Below are 14,106 nucleotides of genomic sequence, written 5' to 3' on the forward strand. Positions count from 1 at the left end.
CGTTAGAAGCGTACCTCCATCGCCCGCATCGGACATGCCCTGACGCAGAGCTGGCAGACGACGCAGGCCTCACTGTCGAAGCGGACCAGCATGGACGGGCGTTCCAAATACAGCGCCCCGCTCGGGCAGATTGCGGTGCAGGCGCCACAGTGGGAACAGCGTTCCTCATTCCATACGATCTCCTCGGTCAGCGGTTGAACGACGATGCCCTGATCCCTCAGGAAAGACAGTCCCTGATCGGCCTTTTCGCCGTGGAACTCCAAAATCATCGTCCCTTCTTTATGCGGGTTGATGTTAGCCTTAAGGATATTCACCATAAGGTCATAGTCTTTAACAAGATGATAGATTATCGGCGTATCGGCGATTGACGCCGGAAAGCGCAGAACGACCTTGCTGGGCGCCATTTAACCGTTCCTCCTTTCTGAGCCGCGAATCTCGAGACTTTTGGCCTTAATCCCGGCATCCGGCCCGGGAAGGAGCTGAACCGGTTCACCGAGCAGGAAACCGCCTTCCAAGATCCATTGTTTTAAAGCCGCGCTGATTTCCTGCGCTTTATGATAACTGGATAACGGCGCGGTCGATACCTTCTTCCCGTTGACGGTAATCTGCCCTGATTTGAGTTCGGCATAGCTTACGACGCCCAGGTTGCCGGGTTCCCTGCCGGGGTATGCGCCGGAATAGTCGACTACCGGCGCGTAAAGATCGCTGTCCGGGCGGGAAGCGTAGTAGCAGACCTCCTCGTTCAAGATGGGAATGGGTATGCCTATTCCTACCGACAGGGTGGCGCCGTAGCCAAGCATGCTTGTTCCTCTGAGCCAATTCGGGCTCATCTGTTTCAAATCTCCCAGGACGGCAAGCGTGCCCCCGGAAGGAACCGGCGGCGCTCCCTCAGGAAGCCCGGAAATTCCGGGGAAGTGCTGGGTTCCGTTCCAGACCACGTAACCGGTGCCGCCGCCGAGAAAGATGCGTGTGCCGACGCCGATAGTCCGGAAGTACGGGTCCTTTAAAAGCGGGCTAAGCTGCCCGGATGTCGAGAAATGAGCGTTGCTCAAATTCGGCTTCAGCACCCCGAGATAAGTGTAAATCGTCTTCGGTCCGAGGTTAACCGCGCAGTTGTAATTCTGATAAGCGTTGCGCGGGTTGAATAGCACCGCTTCGTTAATATCGTCGAGAGTTACCGTGGTTTCGATCGACCGGCGCGGATAACAATCGGTCCCGTACCCGAGGGCTTTCAAGCGCACGGGTTTACGGGATACGAAGTCCTCGATCACATGGCCGCCTCCGTAACGGAACTCGCCCGGATGGCTTGAATTCAGGGGGTCGTCTTCGGGGAGCGCCGTCGCCCCAATGAACGCGTCGACCGCCGCCAGACCGGCGTACGCCGGTACTTCGTTCAGCCAGACACGGTTGAACTTTATCCGCGGGGCGCTGTGACCGAAGTTGAAGTATGCCCCCGAGGAACACATGGGCGCAAAAGTCCCGGTGGTAACAACGTCAACTTCTTTAGCCGCACGGCTTACGCCTTTCTCGCCAACCAACCGAACGAGTTCGTCGGCGGTCACTACTACCGCCTTTCCGGCTTGGATCTTCGCATTGATTTCCGAAAAAGTTCTGTCTACCATTTTCTACCTCCCATTTCTTGAAACCACCCTTAGGCTCTAAGCTCTAAATACAATGACCCCTTCCAACAAAGAAGAGGCCGCCACTTTATCCGCAGCACCCTTATCTGTCAGAAGAAACGCCGCTCGGCTTTTCTGTCTGCAGGATTTGGCACCTTGTCGGACAGCGTTCTACGCAAACGCCGCCTACCGGTTGCCGGGCTTCATCGGGCCAGTCCCTCCGCCACTCTGGATAAGAGCCAGGGTATATTCAATTTGATAACTAACTTATCAGCTTTGTATAAGGCTGTCAAGAAGTTTTAATGTTAACGCGTCAGGGTTCTTAAACCTCCGGAGCGCGATCGTTAAAAGAACCCCGGCGGAAACCGCCTTCTGAGTCGTTCAGCAGCTCGACGGCCTCCCATGCGAGTTCGATTAAGTGAACGCAGCCCTGTCCTTCCCCGAGAATCTTCGAAATCTTGTCGCGGAGGGCCCCATGCGGCTTAAAACCGTTCAGCCGCCCGATAAAAGCTGCCGCTCCGGGGCATACCTGGTCGGGGGCGCGAACTATGTCGCCCAAGGCGTCGCAGATGGTTTCTCCCGCGGGGTCAAACCTGAAGGACAAAGCCATTTCGTGAAACGAATCGGACAATGAGGCGCGAAACAACAAACCGTTATCGCAGTCATCAATCGCGATGGTTTTAATACGGTTAAAAAGGTTAGTGCCTGGCCGTCGCGCGCTGACATATTCCTCCCAGCTTCGCTGCACCTCGTCGAGATGACTGTAATAGCGGCAGCTTCCGGCGTAAAACTGTTTCCAGTAGTCTACGTACGCATCCATTGATGGGTGGCCGCGCTCGCTTACCAGGAATGTTTCCGCCTGGATTAAGGCGCCGACGTTCCCAAGAAACAGTTCCGCGGCTACGGGAGGGTATTCAACCAGCGCCTTGCGGAAAGCCCTGCCGCAGCCGAAATAGGCCACGCAGCCTTTAAGCGACGGAACCTCTTCGCTCACTGTCGACAGTCCTTCGCCGGCACGAAGCACTTCCCATCGGGCATGGACGGTTTGGAACGATTTGGGGTCAACCCATAGTTGGGCGATGATCTCGCTGCCGGTGGACAGCAGAATTGTTTGAACGAGTACGGTCTGCCCGAGGTTGTGCACGCTCGTGACCCGTTTTTGGTGAAATACAGGACGCATTACGATCCTCCGGGTTGCGTTCTTTGGTTAATAAGCCATATTTTATCAGGCTTTAACCCGTCGATACAAGGGTGAGGACCATATAATTCTTCCTCTGTGCAAAGGAATTAGGAAGAGACGGAAGAACAATAATCATCAAACACATTAAGAACAGGTTTTATCGGGCCGCAATCCTTGAAGACAGGAGGGGTATCTATGTATGGCTGGCGGGGAAACATCCTCAGAGTCGACCTCAGCACCGATGAGATAACCTCGGAACCGCTTAAGGAAGAAATTGCCCGCGGTTTCATCGGCGGACGCGGTTTCAATTCCATGACTTTGTTCAAAGAAATCAAGCCGGGAATTGATCCGTTGGGTCCGGAAAACGTTATTTGTTTCGCCCCGGGACCGCTTACGGGCACAAGTTTGAGCCTTTCAAGCCGGGTCGAGGTGAGCACCCTTTCGCCGCAGAGTTATATCCTCGGGGACGGCAGCGCAGGGGGATCTTTCGCCGCATATTTGAAAAGGGCGGGTTACGACCAGGTTGTTATCACCGGCAAGACTGCCGGACCTAAATACCTCTGGATAGACGACCATAAAGCCGAGTTGAGGGACGCTTCGCAACTGATGGGGTTGTCGACGTGGGAAACCACGGACACCCTGAAAGAGTTCCTCGGGAAGGACATAAGCGTGGCCTGTATAGGTCAGGCGGGTGAAAACCTGGTCAGGTTCGCCACAACGATAATCGATAAATACAGTTCCGCTGCCCGTGGAAGCGGGGCGGTACTGGGTTCGAAAAACCTCAAGGCGATAGCGGTCAGGGGAAGCGGAAAGGTCAAGATAGCTCGGAACGAGGAGTTTTCGCGGCTTGCGCGGGAAGACAGGGAGTTTTTCTTAAAGGATAAATTCCACCGCGAGGTCGTTTCGGTATATGGGACGCATATAGGAGTTTTAAACTGGTATCCGGGTTTTCGATATTTTGAAAGGTACCTGTCGCCGGAGGAAATACCGGAGAACCTGAAGCCGCAGGAGTTTAAAAAATATGAGGTTAGAAGGTCGGCCTGCCACGGATGCGTGGTCGGCTGCAAAAACATTTTCAGGATTCCATCGGGCCCGCGCGCGGGCGAGCAGGGCGGGGCACTGGAATACGAAGGAATCCACTGCCTCGGTATAAACTGCGGAATTCTGGACCCGGTACCGATCATGGAAATGGAAAACCTTGCGGATCAATACGGGATGTGCGTCATCGGGCTGGGCAACGTGCTGGCATATGCCAAGGAGCTTTATAACCGCGGCATAATTTCCAGGGAGGATACCGGGGGGTTAACGCTCGATTGGAAAGACGACGCCTCTCAGATAGAGCTGATTCACCGGATAGCGCTGCGGGAAGGATTCGGTAATCCGGCGGCCGAAGGGATCCACGGTCTTGCGAGGACACTGGGCGGAAAAGCGGCGGACTATTGCTACCACGTCAAAGGGCTCAGCCGGGGGCCGCACCCGGCAGGGATCTTCGGACTTGCGCATGCGACCTCAACCAGGGGAGCGGATCACCTCAGGGGCAGGAGCTGGGCGTTCGGGGAAAACGATCCGGAACTCTTTCCCCGGTTAATTGAAAAGGGTTTTATTCCGAAGGATCCGGTAGGAGCTTTGATCGTTTCCGAAAGAGCGGCCACGCTTGCGGATTTAATAGGTCGGTGTAAAGGCGCCGTAAACAGTTGGGCATGCACCGCGCCGCTTGTTTTCAAATACCCTCTGTTCGAAGGAGCGGCGCGGCTGTTGAGAGCCGCAACAGGTTTTGATTTTAGCGAAGAACAGGTCGAGAAGGTTCTCGACAGGGTTTACGCGCTGGAGATGGCCTTCAATAACAGGCAGGGAATTACGCGCCGGCAGGATTCGCTGCCGCAGAAGCCGGAAAGAAAAGGCTCCCCTGAGGGGCACAGAGATCTGGAGGAACACGGGAAGATGTTGACGGAGTATTACAAGGCTCGCGGGTGCGACCCCGAGACGGGCATCCCAACACGGGAAACCCTGGAGCATCTGGGGCTGGGGGATGTGGCTTCAGAAATGGAAGCATACGCCGGCTACCCGGAATGGCAGGGACCCCCGTTATGGCCTTTGAGAAAATATCCTCAAGGCGGGCGACGGTCGTGATTCCGCTTGAGACGTCATCTTTAACGGAATATTTCATGCAAGGCATCTCTTAAAAAGCATCAAAAGGTCGTTTTACTAATATCAGGCGTATACGACGCAACGCCCCGGTGCAAGGTATAACACGGGGTGTTTTTTTTGCCGCGCGCAGGCTCGCACATTCCGGAGGTTCTTAAATCATTCGCAACCTGCAACTTGATCTGGCTGCACCATTTCGTACTGCGCCATCACGGATGCCCGGAGGAAACATTGGAGCGTTTCGCCGTTGGCGCGGATTACCGTTCACGCTTACTTGCGCTGGAGCACCCGGCGTGCCCTCCGGAGACACTGAAGGCTTCTGCGAACGCGGCGGACGCAATGGTGCGGGAAACGGTTGCCGCTAATGAGAGTTGTCCGCCCGAAATACTGAGGCTCCTCGCCGGGGACGTCGATGAGAAGGTACGGGGCGCCGTAGCGCGAAACAGAGCCACCCCTTACACGGTACTGCAGGATCTCGCGAGTGACCGCAACCTCTTGGTACTCCGCCGGCTCGCCTCAAATCCGTACCTGCCGAAAAGTGTTTTCCTGGAGTTGGAAGCAGCCGGTGAAACGGTGTTGTTTGAGGAAATGGCCTCCAATCCGGGCTTACCGGCTTACTCCCTCCTCTGGATGAGCGCCTTGAAAATAAAGTCGATTGCCGAAGCAATTCTTTTAAATCCGCGGACAACCCCGGTGGCAATCGCCCGCCTGGCTTCCCGTTTTAAAAACAACTCTCGCATTTTAGCGCGGGCCGCCCGACACAACAACTGTCCGGAGCGTCTACTGGCGGGACTTGCCGCCGATCCCGCAAGTACCGTGCGGTCGTCCGCTGCGTCGAACCCGGTATGCAAGCAAACTCTGCTGTTCGAGCTCGCAAAGGACGAAAGCACTGAAGTACGTGAGGCTGTCGCCGGAAACCCAAAGGCTCCTTTCAGTATGTTGTGCATGCTTGCCTGTGACAGCCGGGATTCGGTTAGGGCGCAGGTTGCGTCCAATCCGGCAACGCCCCCGCAAATGCTTGCTTCTTTAACCGGCGATTCCAATTATCGTTTGCGGTCCAGGCTCGCGAAAAATCCGGGATGTCCGCCCGGAGCGATAAAACCCCTGCTGACGGAAGGGTACAGAACAACGAGATTCAGAGCGCTGGTCCACCCGAATTGTAATGCGGGCGTTGTGGAGAGCACGGCAAAAGAGATATGTTTTTCTCAAATAACCTTCGACCCGACAGCGTTGTCCGACCTTGCCCATCACCCGGGCTTTCCGCCATTTTTAAGGACGATGCTGTATGTACGCTGCGGTTGAATCCGAATCGGGAGGGCGTTACTATCAGTGAGTGAAAGAAGCACCCTGACACCTGACGCCGTCAAGGAACTTTTGAAGTTTCTTTACCATTCCAAGGGCAGACAGAGCGTGCTGCTCCTGGGACCTCCCGGGATAGGCAAAAGCGCTCTTGTCCGTGAAGCGGCGATGGAGGTTGCGCTTAAAACAGGTCGCATATTCCTGGAATACAACGACCGCAACCTTGACGCCGCAACCCTTGAAGAGGTGTACCGGCGCCCGGAAAGGTATTTCGCCCTCGTCGACCTTCGTCTGACAGAAACAGAGCCTGTAGACCTTATGGGACGCCCTGTGCCGGTAAAGGTGGCGAATCTGCCTCAACTGGTCTACCAACCGCCGCAGTGGGCGGTTTTGCTTTCCGTGGTTTCCGGTTTTCTTTTCCTAGACGAGATTACGAATGTCTACCGGCCCGACGTAGTCGCCGCCTCCTATAAGCTGGTCCAGGACCGCGCATCCGGTTTTATGCCGTTCAGTCCCGGTGTACAGGTGGTTGCCGCGGGCAACCGACCCGAGGACAGTTCGATCGCAAACTCACTTCCGGCGCCGCTGTTAAACCGCGTGTACCGAATAGAAGTAAGCCCGCCGCGCCTTAAGGAATGGGTCGCATGGATGAACGTGTATCAACCCGGCTACGAAGAAAAGGTGTTTGCTTACCTGTGCCGTTTTCCGGAGGACTTCTGCCGCGCGCCCGCCGAGGTTGATCTCCTGGACGGTTACCCCACACCGCGAAGCCATGCCTTCCTGGCGCGTGACCTGGCCGCAGCGGCGAGTGCGGGGCTCGGGACAGAGGCTGTGCGCGCGCTGTGCGCAGCGGCACTCGGAGCGGAAACGGGCGAGAAGTTTTTCGCGTTTTACAGGCATCCGGTTCCGACATTCGACGAGTTGCTGAAATCACCGACGATGTTTGAACGTCTTGGTATGGATGAGCGTTATATCGCCGTGGTGGTAATCGGGCAGGGTATTTCAGAGGAAGTGTTCGATTGTAAAACGGAATCTCGTACGATAAGTCTCTGCGAGGCGCGCATCACGGTAACTCCGGTGGTATGCCGCAGCGCGCCGCTGCTGGAGGCGGTGGCGGGGGTCAGCAGAGAATACCTGGGGTTGCTATGGTTTGTATTGGCAAATCGTATCCATCCACCATGGCGGGAAGCACTTTACCTGGAGATTTGCGAACACTCAAATACATTGGGCAGGGCGTATTCCGATATCGGCAACCTTCTGAGGTCACTCGCGTGAAAGACACAGCCGGCGTGATCCGGCGGGAGATCGAAGAGGTTAATACGCTGCTATTTATGCGCACACCGTTTCTGGCAGTTTTACTGCGGCGGGCGCGCATAATCTTAAGTGGCGACGTGCAAACCGCTTGTGTAACCACAGCCGGTGAACTGTTGTTGAACCCCTTTTTCTGGCAGACACTTAGTGATGTTGAGGTAAAAACATTCGTATTGTTACACGAGGCGCTGCACCTCGGATTCCGTCACCCCTGGCTCAGTCTGGGCCGGAACACCGAACTTTATAATACCGCCGCCGATATGGTGGTCAACGAAATGCTTTTGCGGCACGGCTTTAAACCACCCCGGTGGAAACTTGTTACGGCGGTTACGGTATATGAGTCTTTGAACCGAAGCAGCCGGAATAGTACCAGCCGGGATGAGTTGAAAAGGTCATCCGCCGAAGAGGTTTACCGTTTGTTAAACCTGCCCGGAAGACCCGTAAAAATTCCGGAGGAGCGCGCAGAAAGCCTTATGGACCTTTCGGATAAGCAAAAGCAGGACGGTATAATCGTTCAGGAAGGAACGTGCAACGAAGAAGAACCGGAAGAACGCTGGCGGATGATAATGTCCGAAGCGCTTGTCATAGGCAGGAATGCCGGTATGCTGCCGGGGAATATCGCTCGTCAGGTAAGCTCTTCGATGAAGCCGCGGATCGACTGGCGCAGCATACTGCGGGTCAGTCTGTTGGAGGGAACCGGCCGGTTGGTGGTAAATACCTGGCAGTACCCCTCCCGGCGCAACCCTTTTCTTCCCGGGATAAAACGTCTCGGCCTGCAAACGATAAGGGTTCTTATAGATTGTTCCGGTTCCATTAGTGAAGAAACACTCAAGGGTTTTGTTTCGGAGATTCAATCGATCGCTGCGACACTTCGCTGCGGGTTGAATGTCACCCCGTGGGACGCGGGAGTCTATCCGTCCGTCAGAACGTCCGGCTTTAGATTCGAAGACCACGCGATGCGCTGTCTGCCCGGCGGCGGCGGTACGGTGCTGCAACCGGCCCTTAAACAATTGTATAAGGAAACACAGAATCAGGACATTGCGCTGATCCTTTCCGACGGCTACATCGCCGACATTAACGCGAAGGACACCCTGGACCTTTATCGAAAGGTGGCCCGCCGGGCGGCTATGATGATTTTCGTCACCACCGGCAGTAAACCTCGCCTTCCATGCACAAAGATCATTGCCCTGGAATAACTGCTTTGTCAGCCGGCCAGGGGCAGTTGCTCACGTAATTCTGCGTACGCTCCGCGCTACCCCAGACCTGCTTTAGCGCTCTGCTTGCATCTTGCCGCGTTCCGTCACTGTGACGTGGGAGGCTGAATAGTTACGCTCTGGAATAGAGAGTTCCGGATAAAGGAACCCGTTGCCAAGCTAAATATGAAGTCACAAGAGATGGTTGATGCCGTTCAACCGATTAGTTATAATAAACATATGTAAAATAACCATATGGGAGGGAATATAATTGGCCCGTATTATCATTGTTTCCTGTAAGAGAATTAGGGACGTCCTTTGTGTTTCTTGTTTGAAATGCTTTAAGGCCGCGCAGGAACGGGTAGGGGAATTTGAGCGTTATAGAAACGAACCGCTCGATATCGTGGCCCTTGGAGATTGCGGTGATTGTCCCGGTCTGGTAATGCCCAAGCTGACTCTCGTCGATTCTGTTGCAGAATCGATGAAGCGTGAATATGATGTGGTACATCTTGCAACTTGCATTGTAAAGGCGACGACCACCGCCGCGTGTCCGATCGATACGGTTAAATTGGCGAAAAAAATCGAAAAGATTTTTAATAAAAAAGTGGTGATCGGCACACATCCCTGGTAGGGTGGAATACAGTTCTGCCGGGTGGTACTGTCCTCCCGGTTTTTTTATTTTTCAACGAATCGTATATGGCATATATCTTGTTGAATATTATGTAATTCTGTAACGAATTTCAACATTTTTCCCCATTGAACAGGGGATAAAGCCGATATAGCGAATACCAAAAAAGGATATCGGATATTAATCATCTGAGAAACATGCGAAATGGAGGGATACGGCCTCTGAGGATCGGTGTTTTTAGTGACAGCTACCGGCCTTACACAAGTGGTGTTGTCCGTTCGATAGAGACTTTCAGGCAAGAGTTGGAAGCGAAAGATGCTCTTTATTATATCTTTGCGCCATGGTACCGGGGATGTAAAGCGGAAGAGCGTGTATACCGATTTATTTCGGTCCCGGCGTTTACAAACCCCGGATTTAGATTGGCGCTGCCTTTTTCCGTGAGAATGGGTTCCACACTTAAGGAACTGAAACTTGATTTAATCCACGTTCATTCACCGTTTTTACTCGGCGGACTGGGAGCGCGATGGGCCGTACGCCTGGATTTGCCGCTGGTTTTTACCTATCATACGCTTTATGAAGAGTATGTCCACTACTTCCCGTTCTTCAAGAATCAAACTCGTCTTTTGACGCGACGATACACTACAGCTTTCTGCAACCGTTGCGATATGGTGCTTGCCCCCACCGGTGTGATCGGCAGTTATTTGGCGGAAGCGGGTGTCCGCACGAAGGTGCGAACGATGCCGACCGGAATTAACTTGAAAACTTTTCGCGGTGGAGACCGTGAAGGTTTCCGGAAGCGTTTCGGTATTGAAGCCGACGAACAGGTTATGGTTTACGTGGGACGTCTGGCGAAGGAAAAAAACATCGGCTTCCTGCTCAGGACCGTCGGTCTCATGGCAACGAGGATTCCCCGTATCAGGTTGCTGCTGGTAGGCGGTGGTCCGGCGCGGGAGGAGCTTCTGAAAGAAGCAAAGGAAAGGAAGATCGAGCGAAATGTGGTGTTTACGGGTCCGGTTCACCCGGACTCTGTAAGGGACTGTTACGCTGCCGGAGACGTTTTTGTAATTTCTTCGCTTACAGAAACCCAGGGTCTTGTCGTCGGGGAGGCGAAGGCGGCGGGATTGCCCGCAGTGGCTGTCCGGGCTAAAGGTTTGTCAGAAATGGTCGACGAAGGGGTTGATGGGTTTTTAGTCCCTTTAGATGACCAAGTTTTTGCAGAACGGCTGTGCCGGCTTTTTGAAGACCGGGAGCTGTATCGGCGTTTCCAGGATAATGCCCTGAAAAAGGCCGAAGAGATGTCAGCGCCTCGGGCTGCCGATATGCTTTTAAATTATTACCGGGAGGCTGTAAAGGGTTAAGAACTCTCTTAGGGCTTGGGGGTAGATATAGTGCTGGAGATTAAAACTCTGGATGAAATCATTAAAGATACGATAGATTTAATCGAAAAAAGTAAAGAGGAGATTTATAACATTGCGGAAGCCGCGGAAGCTGAAACTGAACGAATGCGGCAAGAAGTTGAATCGATCCGGGAAGAGACTCAGGATATTATCGCTAAAGTAGACTCTTTGCAGGCCGCGGAAAGAAAGGCCCGCATACGGTTGATGGAGGTAAGTTCAGATTTTAAGAATTTTTCGGAGAGCGACATTAAAGAAGCTTATGAAACTGCGCAGCAGTTGCAGATTGAGCTGATTACTCTCCGGTCGCAGGAAAATGTGCTCCGTATCCGGCGTGACGAACTGGAACGCGGCCTGAAAAGACAACTCGTTACCAAGAAGAGAGCGGAACGCCTTGCTTCACAGGTTGGTGTCATTCTTCAGTATTTACAAAGCGACCTTCAGGATGCCGCGGATCGTATAGGTGAAATGCACCAGTGGCAGGAAATGGCTTTGCGGATCCTCGAAGCCCAGGAAGAAGAGCGACGCCGGGTGGCCAGGGAGATACACGACGGACCTGCGCAGTCCATGGCGAACGTGGTAATGCGGGCGGAGTTTTGCTTGAGGCTTTTGGAAAAAGACCCGTCGAAACTTCAGGAAGAACTTCAGGCGCTTCAGGTAATTGTGCGCGACAGCCTGCAGGACACCAGAAAGATAATATTCGACCTCCGGCCGATGGCGCTTGACGATATAGGCCTTCCGGCGGCTTTAAAGAAGTTTGTATCGAATTATAAGGAACAATATGGACTGCCGGTGGAATTCCATTATTACGGCCCGCAAAAGAGACTTCCGGCAGCGGTTGAGGTTGCTTTATTCCGGATAGTACAGGAGGGCCTTAACAATATATACAAACATGCCGACGCCACCAACGTTCAGGTCAAACTCGAGGTTACGCCCGATAAGGTAAACCTGGTGGTGCGCGACAACGGTAAAGGGTTTAATGCACAAAAGATCCTTAAAGATATGCGCAGGAAAGGATACGGTTTGATAGGCGTTAAAGAACGGGTGCAGCTGTTAAAAGGAGAGATGAACATCGATTCCTCGCCCGGTAGCGGGACAACCCTTGTTGTCCGGTTCGATATCACTGAGAATTAACAGTTCAGTCAGTAGAATGATGAACCAAAGGTGGACGGTTAAACAATCCAAGGGCACGAATCGACACCGGACAATAAACTTGCAGAACGATACGATACTCGATCAACGGTTTATTTGATCGGTATGGGGGGATGAGATGGTGGTCAAGGTTCTTATAACGGATGACCATGTTTTGGTCAGAGAAGGACTCAGGAAGATACTTTCTGTTGAACCGATGATTCAGGTTGTGGGTGAAGCCGCTAACGGGCAAGAGGCTGTAGATTTGATAAGGAAAGAAACCGTCGATGTTATTCTACTAGATGTTAACATGCCGGTGATGAACGGTATTGATGCCTGTAAGGAGATTAAAAGGATTAAGCCCGAGGTCTCCGTCGTTGCCCTTACCATTCACGATCAGGACGAGTATTTGTTCGAAATGATCAGGGCCGGGGTTTCCGGATATGTTTTAAAGGATATTTCTTCGGACAAGCTGGTTGAAACGATCGAAGGCGTAGCAAAGGGGGAGTCTTTTATTCCGCCGCAACTTATGGCCAGGGTATTCCACGAATTCAACAGACTGTCGGTGAAAGGCAATCCTGATGGTCTTACCGAACGCGAAGTAGAGGTTTTACGGTTGGTCGCTGAAGGCGCGAGCAACCGGGATATCGCCGGAAAACTGTATATAAGCGAAAAGACGGTAAAGAACCATCTGTCAAACATCTTCCAGAAGATACAGGTAACCGACCGGACGCAGGCCGCTCTATATGCGCTGAAGCAGCGTCTCGTAGAGTTGTAGGGTTGCTTTAGGTTTTTTAATAAAAATAGGACTTTAGTCCTATGAATTTAACAAGAATATCCTGGTAAAATTGAGCCTTTTGTTTGATGGTAAAGCCCAAGCGGGTTTGTTACCATAGAAACAGTAAAATAGTTGTAAAGGAGGGAGAAACGATGATCAAAGCAATGAAGCGGTTATGGAGAGAAGAGGAAGGTCAGGGCATGGCCGAGTATGGACTGATTCTGGCGCTGGTAGCCGTAGTTGTAATCGCGGCGTTAACCCTTTTGGGCGGCGGCGTGCGCGATCAGATGCAGTGTGTGGCTAACGAACTGGATTAAATGCTTATTAAGAGTATATCACAAATGCTTGCTAATGTTTTTTGAACAAAGTTATGGCACTCACTAATTACGAATTTTGTTCCCTGTGCAGTTAGTATTTAGGTACCTCCTACCCCTGCATAGACCCTACCCGACCACAAGGCCGGGTAGGGTCACCTTTGAAACTCTAATTAAGCCTGAGAAAGAAGATTATTGCCGGATATTGGCCATAGAATAGGGTGGTTTTCATGTCGCTTCTGGATGCAGTCATTATCATGGTATCGCTCATTTCCATAGCAACAGACCTTTACAGGCGGCGGATTTATAACGTAGTTCTTCTTCCCGCCGTCGTTTTGGCTATTGTTTACCGCGTTTTAAACGGGGGATGGGCCGGCGCCATTGATGGCTTGACCGGATTGGTGGTTGGGATGGCTTTCTTGATAATACCGTATTTCGCCGGCGGTGTCGGCGCGGGAGATGTTAAATTGCTGGGGACGATAGGAGCATGCGGCGGGCCGATGTTCGTCCTGTACACATTTCTGGCTGGAGCGGTGATGGGGGGAGTCGCTTCCTGTTACCTTTTAATTAAGGGTGGCAGGTTGTGGCCGGCTTTTAAGGGGGCATGTTTAAGCATAGTACTGCCGGGCAGTGCACGATTGTTCTTAGGGGAAAGTGGAATGAGATTCCCGTACGGTGTGATGTTTTGTCTGGGGGTATTTGTGGCCTTCTGGCTGAGGTGATACTCATGAGCATTAAAAATAATCGCGGCCAGGCTACGGTAGAACTTGCGCTTATACTGCCGATACTACTGCTTATCCTTTTCTGTATTATGGAATTAGGCAGGATTTTTTCGGCCTACCTGATAATAACCAACGCGGCCAGGGAAGGGGCGCGGCAGGCATCAATCGGAGCAACCGACACGGTGATCGAAACCTCCGTTGATAATGCGGCTTCCACCTTGGAAACTTCCAGACTGACGGTGAGTATTTCTCCTGCCCAGGTCGACCGCATAACCGGCGTAACGTCGACGGTAACCGTCAACTATTCTGTTTATCTTGTGATCCCGATGGTCAGTGACATCATCCAAAATCCTTTCCCGCTTCAGGCGACATCTGTGATGCGGGTGGAATGA

Annotated in this window: 14 protein-coding genes and 1 riboswitch; of the genes, 11 read left to right on the forward strand and 3 right to left on the reverse strand. The window is 52.7% G+C overall.

Going from position 1 to position 14,106, the window contains the following annotated elements:
• Nucleotides 1-2: 2 nt before the first annotated feature.
• The 3 genes from AB1500_03800 to AB1500_03810 form a co-directional block, all read right to left on the reverse strand.
• Nucleotides 3-404 carry an NIL domain-containing protein gene (locus AB1500_03800; GenBank protein ID MEW6182285.1) on the reverse strand — a complete coding sequence of 134 codons (402 nt, stop codon included), beginning with the start codon at nucleotides 402-404 and terminating at the stop codon, nucleotides 3-5.
• Nucleotides 405-1,622, reverse strand: a complete 1,218-nt coding sequence (locus AB1500_03805) for a homocysteine biosynthesis protein (GenBank protein MEW6182286.1) — start codon at nucleotides 1,620-1,622, stop codon at nucleotides 405-407.
• 97 nt (nucleotides 1,623-1,719) lie between these two features.
• Nucleotides 1,720-1,858, reverse strand: a riboswitch (SAM riboswitch).
• A gap of 83 nt (nucleotides 1,859-1,941) precedes the next feature.
• Nucleotides 1,942-2,799: a DUF2889 domain-containing protein gene (locus tag AB1500_03810; GenBank protein ID MEW6182287.1), complete on the reverse strand. Its 858-nt coding sequence runs from the start codon at nucleotides 2,797-2,799 to the stop codon at nucleotides 1,942-1,944.
• 195 nt (nucleotides 2,800-2,994) lie between these two features.
• On the opposite strand from AB1500_03810, the gene AB1500_03815 reads away from it, so the two are divergent.
• From AB1500_03815 to AB1500_03865, 11 genes are all read left to right on the forward strand, one after another.
• Entirely contained in the window at nucleotides 2,995-4,929 is a 1,935-nt protein-coding gene (locus AB1500_03815) for an aldehyde ferredoxin oxidoreductase family protein (GenBank protein MEW6182288.1), read from the forward strand.
• Between the two features lie 135 nt (nucleotides 4,930-5,064).
• Nucleotides 5,065-6,246, forward strand: a complete 1,182-nt coding sequence (locus AB1500_03820; protein ID MEW6182289.1) for a hypothetical protein — start codon at nucleotides 5,065-5,067, stop codon at nucleotides 6,244-6,246.
• Between the two features lie 27 nt (nucleotides 6,247-6,273).
• The gene (locus AB1500_03825) at nucleotides 6,274-7,518 is read left to right on the forward strand and encodes an AAA family ATPase (protein MEW6182290.1); all 1,245 of its coding nucleotides are present in this window, start codon (nucleotides 6,274-6,276) and stop codon (nucleotides 7,516-7,518) included.
• Nucleotides 7,515-8,750, forward strand: coding sequence for a VWA-like domain-containing protein (locus AB1500_03830; GenBank protein MEW6182291.1), 1,236 nt, complete (start codon nucleotides 7,515-7,517; stop codon nucleotides 8,748-8,750). The genes AB1500_03825 and AB1500_03830 overlap by 4 nt, the downstream gene beginning before the upstream one ends.
• 268 nt (nucleotides 8,751-9,018) lie before the next feature.
• Nucleotides 9,019-9,378, forward strand: coding sequence for a CGGC domain-containing protein (locus tag AB1500_03835; protein ID MEW6182292.1), 360 nt, complete (start codon nucleotides 9,019-9,021; stop codon nucleotides 9,376-9,378).
• A gap of 194 nt (nucleotides 9,379-9,572) precedes the next feature.
• A complete protein-coding gene (locus AB1500_03840) occupies nucleotides 9,573-10,733 on the forward strand; it encodes a glycosyltransferase (protein MEW6182293.1) in 1,161 nt (386 codons plus the stop codon).
• Nucleotides 10,734-10,763: 30 nt separating this feature from the next.
• Nucleotides 10,764-11,903 carry a sensor histidine kinase gene (locus AB1500_03845; protein MEW6182294.1) on the forward strand — a complete coding sequence of 380 codons (1,140 nt, stop codon included), beginning with the start codon at nucleotides 10,764-10,766 and terminating at the stop codon, nucleotides 11,901-11,903.
• A gap of 136 nt (nucleotides 11,904-12,039) precedes the next feature.
• Nucleotides 12,040-12,678 (forward strand): response regulator transcription factor, encoded by a 639-nt coding sequence (locus AB1500_03850; GenBank protein MEW6182295.1) that lies wholly within the window; start codon nucleotides 12,040-12,042, stop codon nucleotides 12,676-12,678.
• A 152-nt stretch (nucleotides 12,679-12,830) separates the two neighbouring features.
• Nucleotides 12,831-12,995: a Flp family type IVb pilin gene (locus AB1500_03855; protein MEW6182296.1), complete on the forward strand. Its 165-nt coding sequence runs from the start codon at nucleotides 12,831-12,833 to the stop codon at nucleotides 12,993-12,995.
• A gap of 227 nt (nucleotides 12,996-13,222) precedes the next feature.
• Nucleotides 13,223-13,714 (forward strand): A24 family peptidase, encoded by a 492-nt coding sequence (locus AB1500_03860; GenBank protein MEW6182297.1) that lies wholly within the window; start codon nucleotides 13,223-13,225, stop codon nucleotides 13,712-13,714.
• A 5-nt stretch (nucleotides 13,715-13,719) separates the two neighbouring features.
• The gene (locus AB1500_03865) at nucleotides 13,720-14,106 is read left to right on the forward strand and encodes a TadE/TadG family type IV pilus assembly protein (protein MEW6182298.1); all 387 of its coding nucleotides are present in this window, start codon (nucleotides 13,720-13,722) and stop codon (nucleotides 14,104-14,106) included.

The organism is Bacillota bacterium (genome assembly GCA_040755295.1).
In the GTDB taxonomy this organism is placed as follows: domain Bacteria; phylum Bacillota; class Desulfotomaculia; order Desulfotomaculales; family Ammonificaceae; genus SURF-55.

Excerpts from the sequence above, each read along its gene's own strand:
- AB1500_03840 (MEW6182293.1), top strand. The coding sequence starts at position 9,573 with ATGCGAAATGGAGGGATACGGCCTCTGAGGATCGGTGTTTTTAGTGAC.
- AB1500_03810 (MEW6182287.1), bottom strand. The coding sequence starts at position 2,799 with ATGCGTCCTGTATTTCACCAAAAACGGGTCACGAGCGTGCACAACCTC.
- AB1500_03850 (MEW6182295.1), top strand. The coding sequence starts at position 12,040 with ATGGTGGTCAAGGTTCTTATAACGGATGACCATGTTTTGGTCAGAGAA.
- AB1500_03860 (MEW6182297.1), top strand. The coding sequence starts at position 13,223 with ATGTCGCTTCTGGATGCAGTCATTATCATGGTATCGCTCATTTCCATA.
- AB1500_03805 (MEW6182286.1), bottom strand. The coding sequence starts at position 1,622 with ATGGTAGACAGAACTTTTTCGGAAATCAATGCGAAGATCCAAGCCGGA.
- AB1500_03865 (MEW6182298.1), top strand. The coding sequence starts at position 13,720 with ATGAGCATTAAAAATAATCGCGGCCAGGCTACGGTAGAACTTGCGCTT.
- AB1500_03815 (MEW6182288.1), top strand. The coding sequence starts at position 2,995 with ATGTATGGCTGGCGGGGAAACATCCTCAGAGTCGACCTCAGCACCGAT.
- AB1500_03800 (MEW6182285.1), bottom strand. The coding sequence starts at position 404 with ATGGCGCCCAGCAAGGTCGTTCTGCGCTTTCCGGCGTCAATCGCCGAT.
- AB1500_03855 (MEW6182296.1), top strand. The coding sequence starts at position 12,831 with ATGATCAAAGCAATGAAGCGGTTATGGAGAGAAGAGGAAGGTCAGGGC.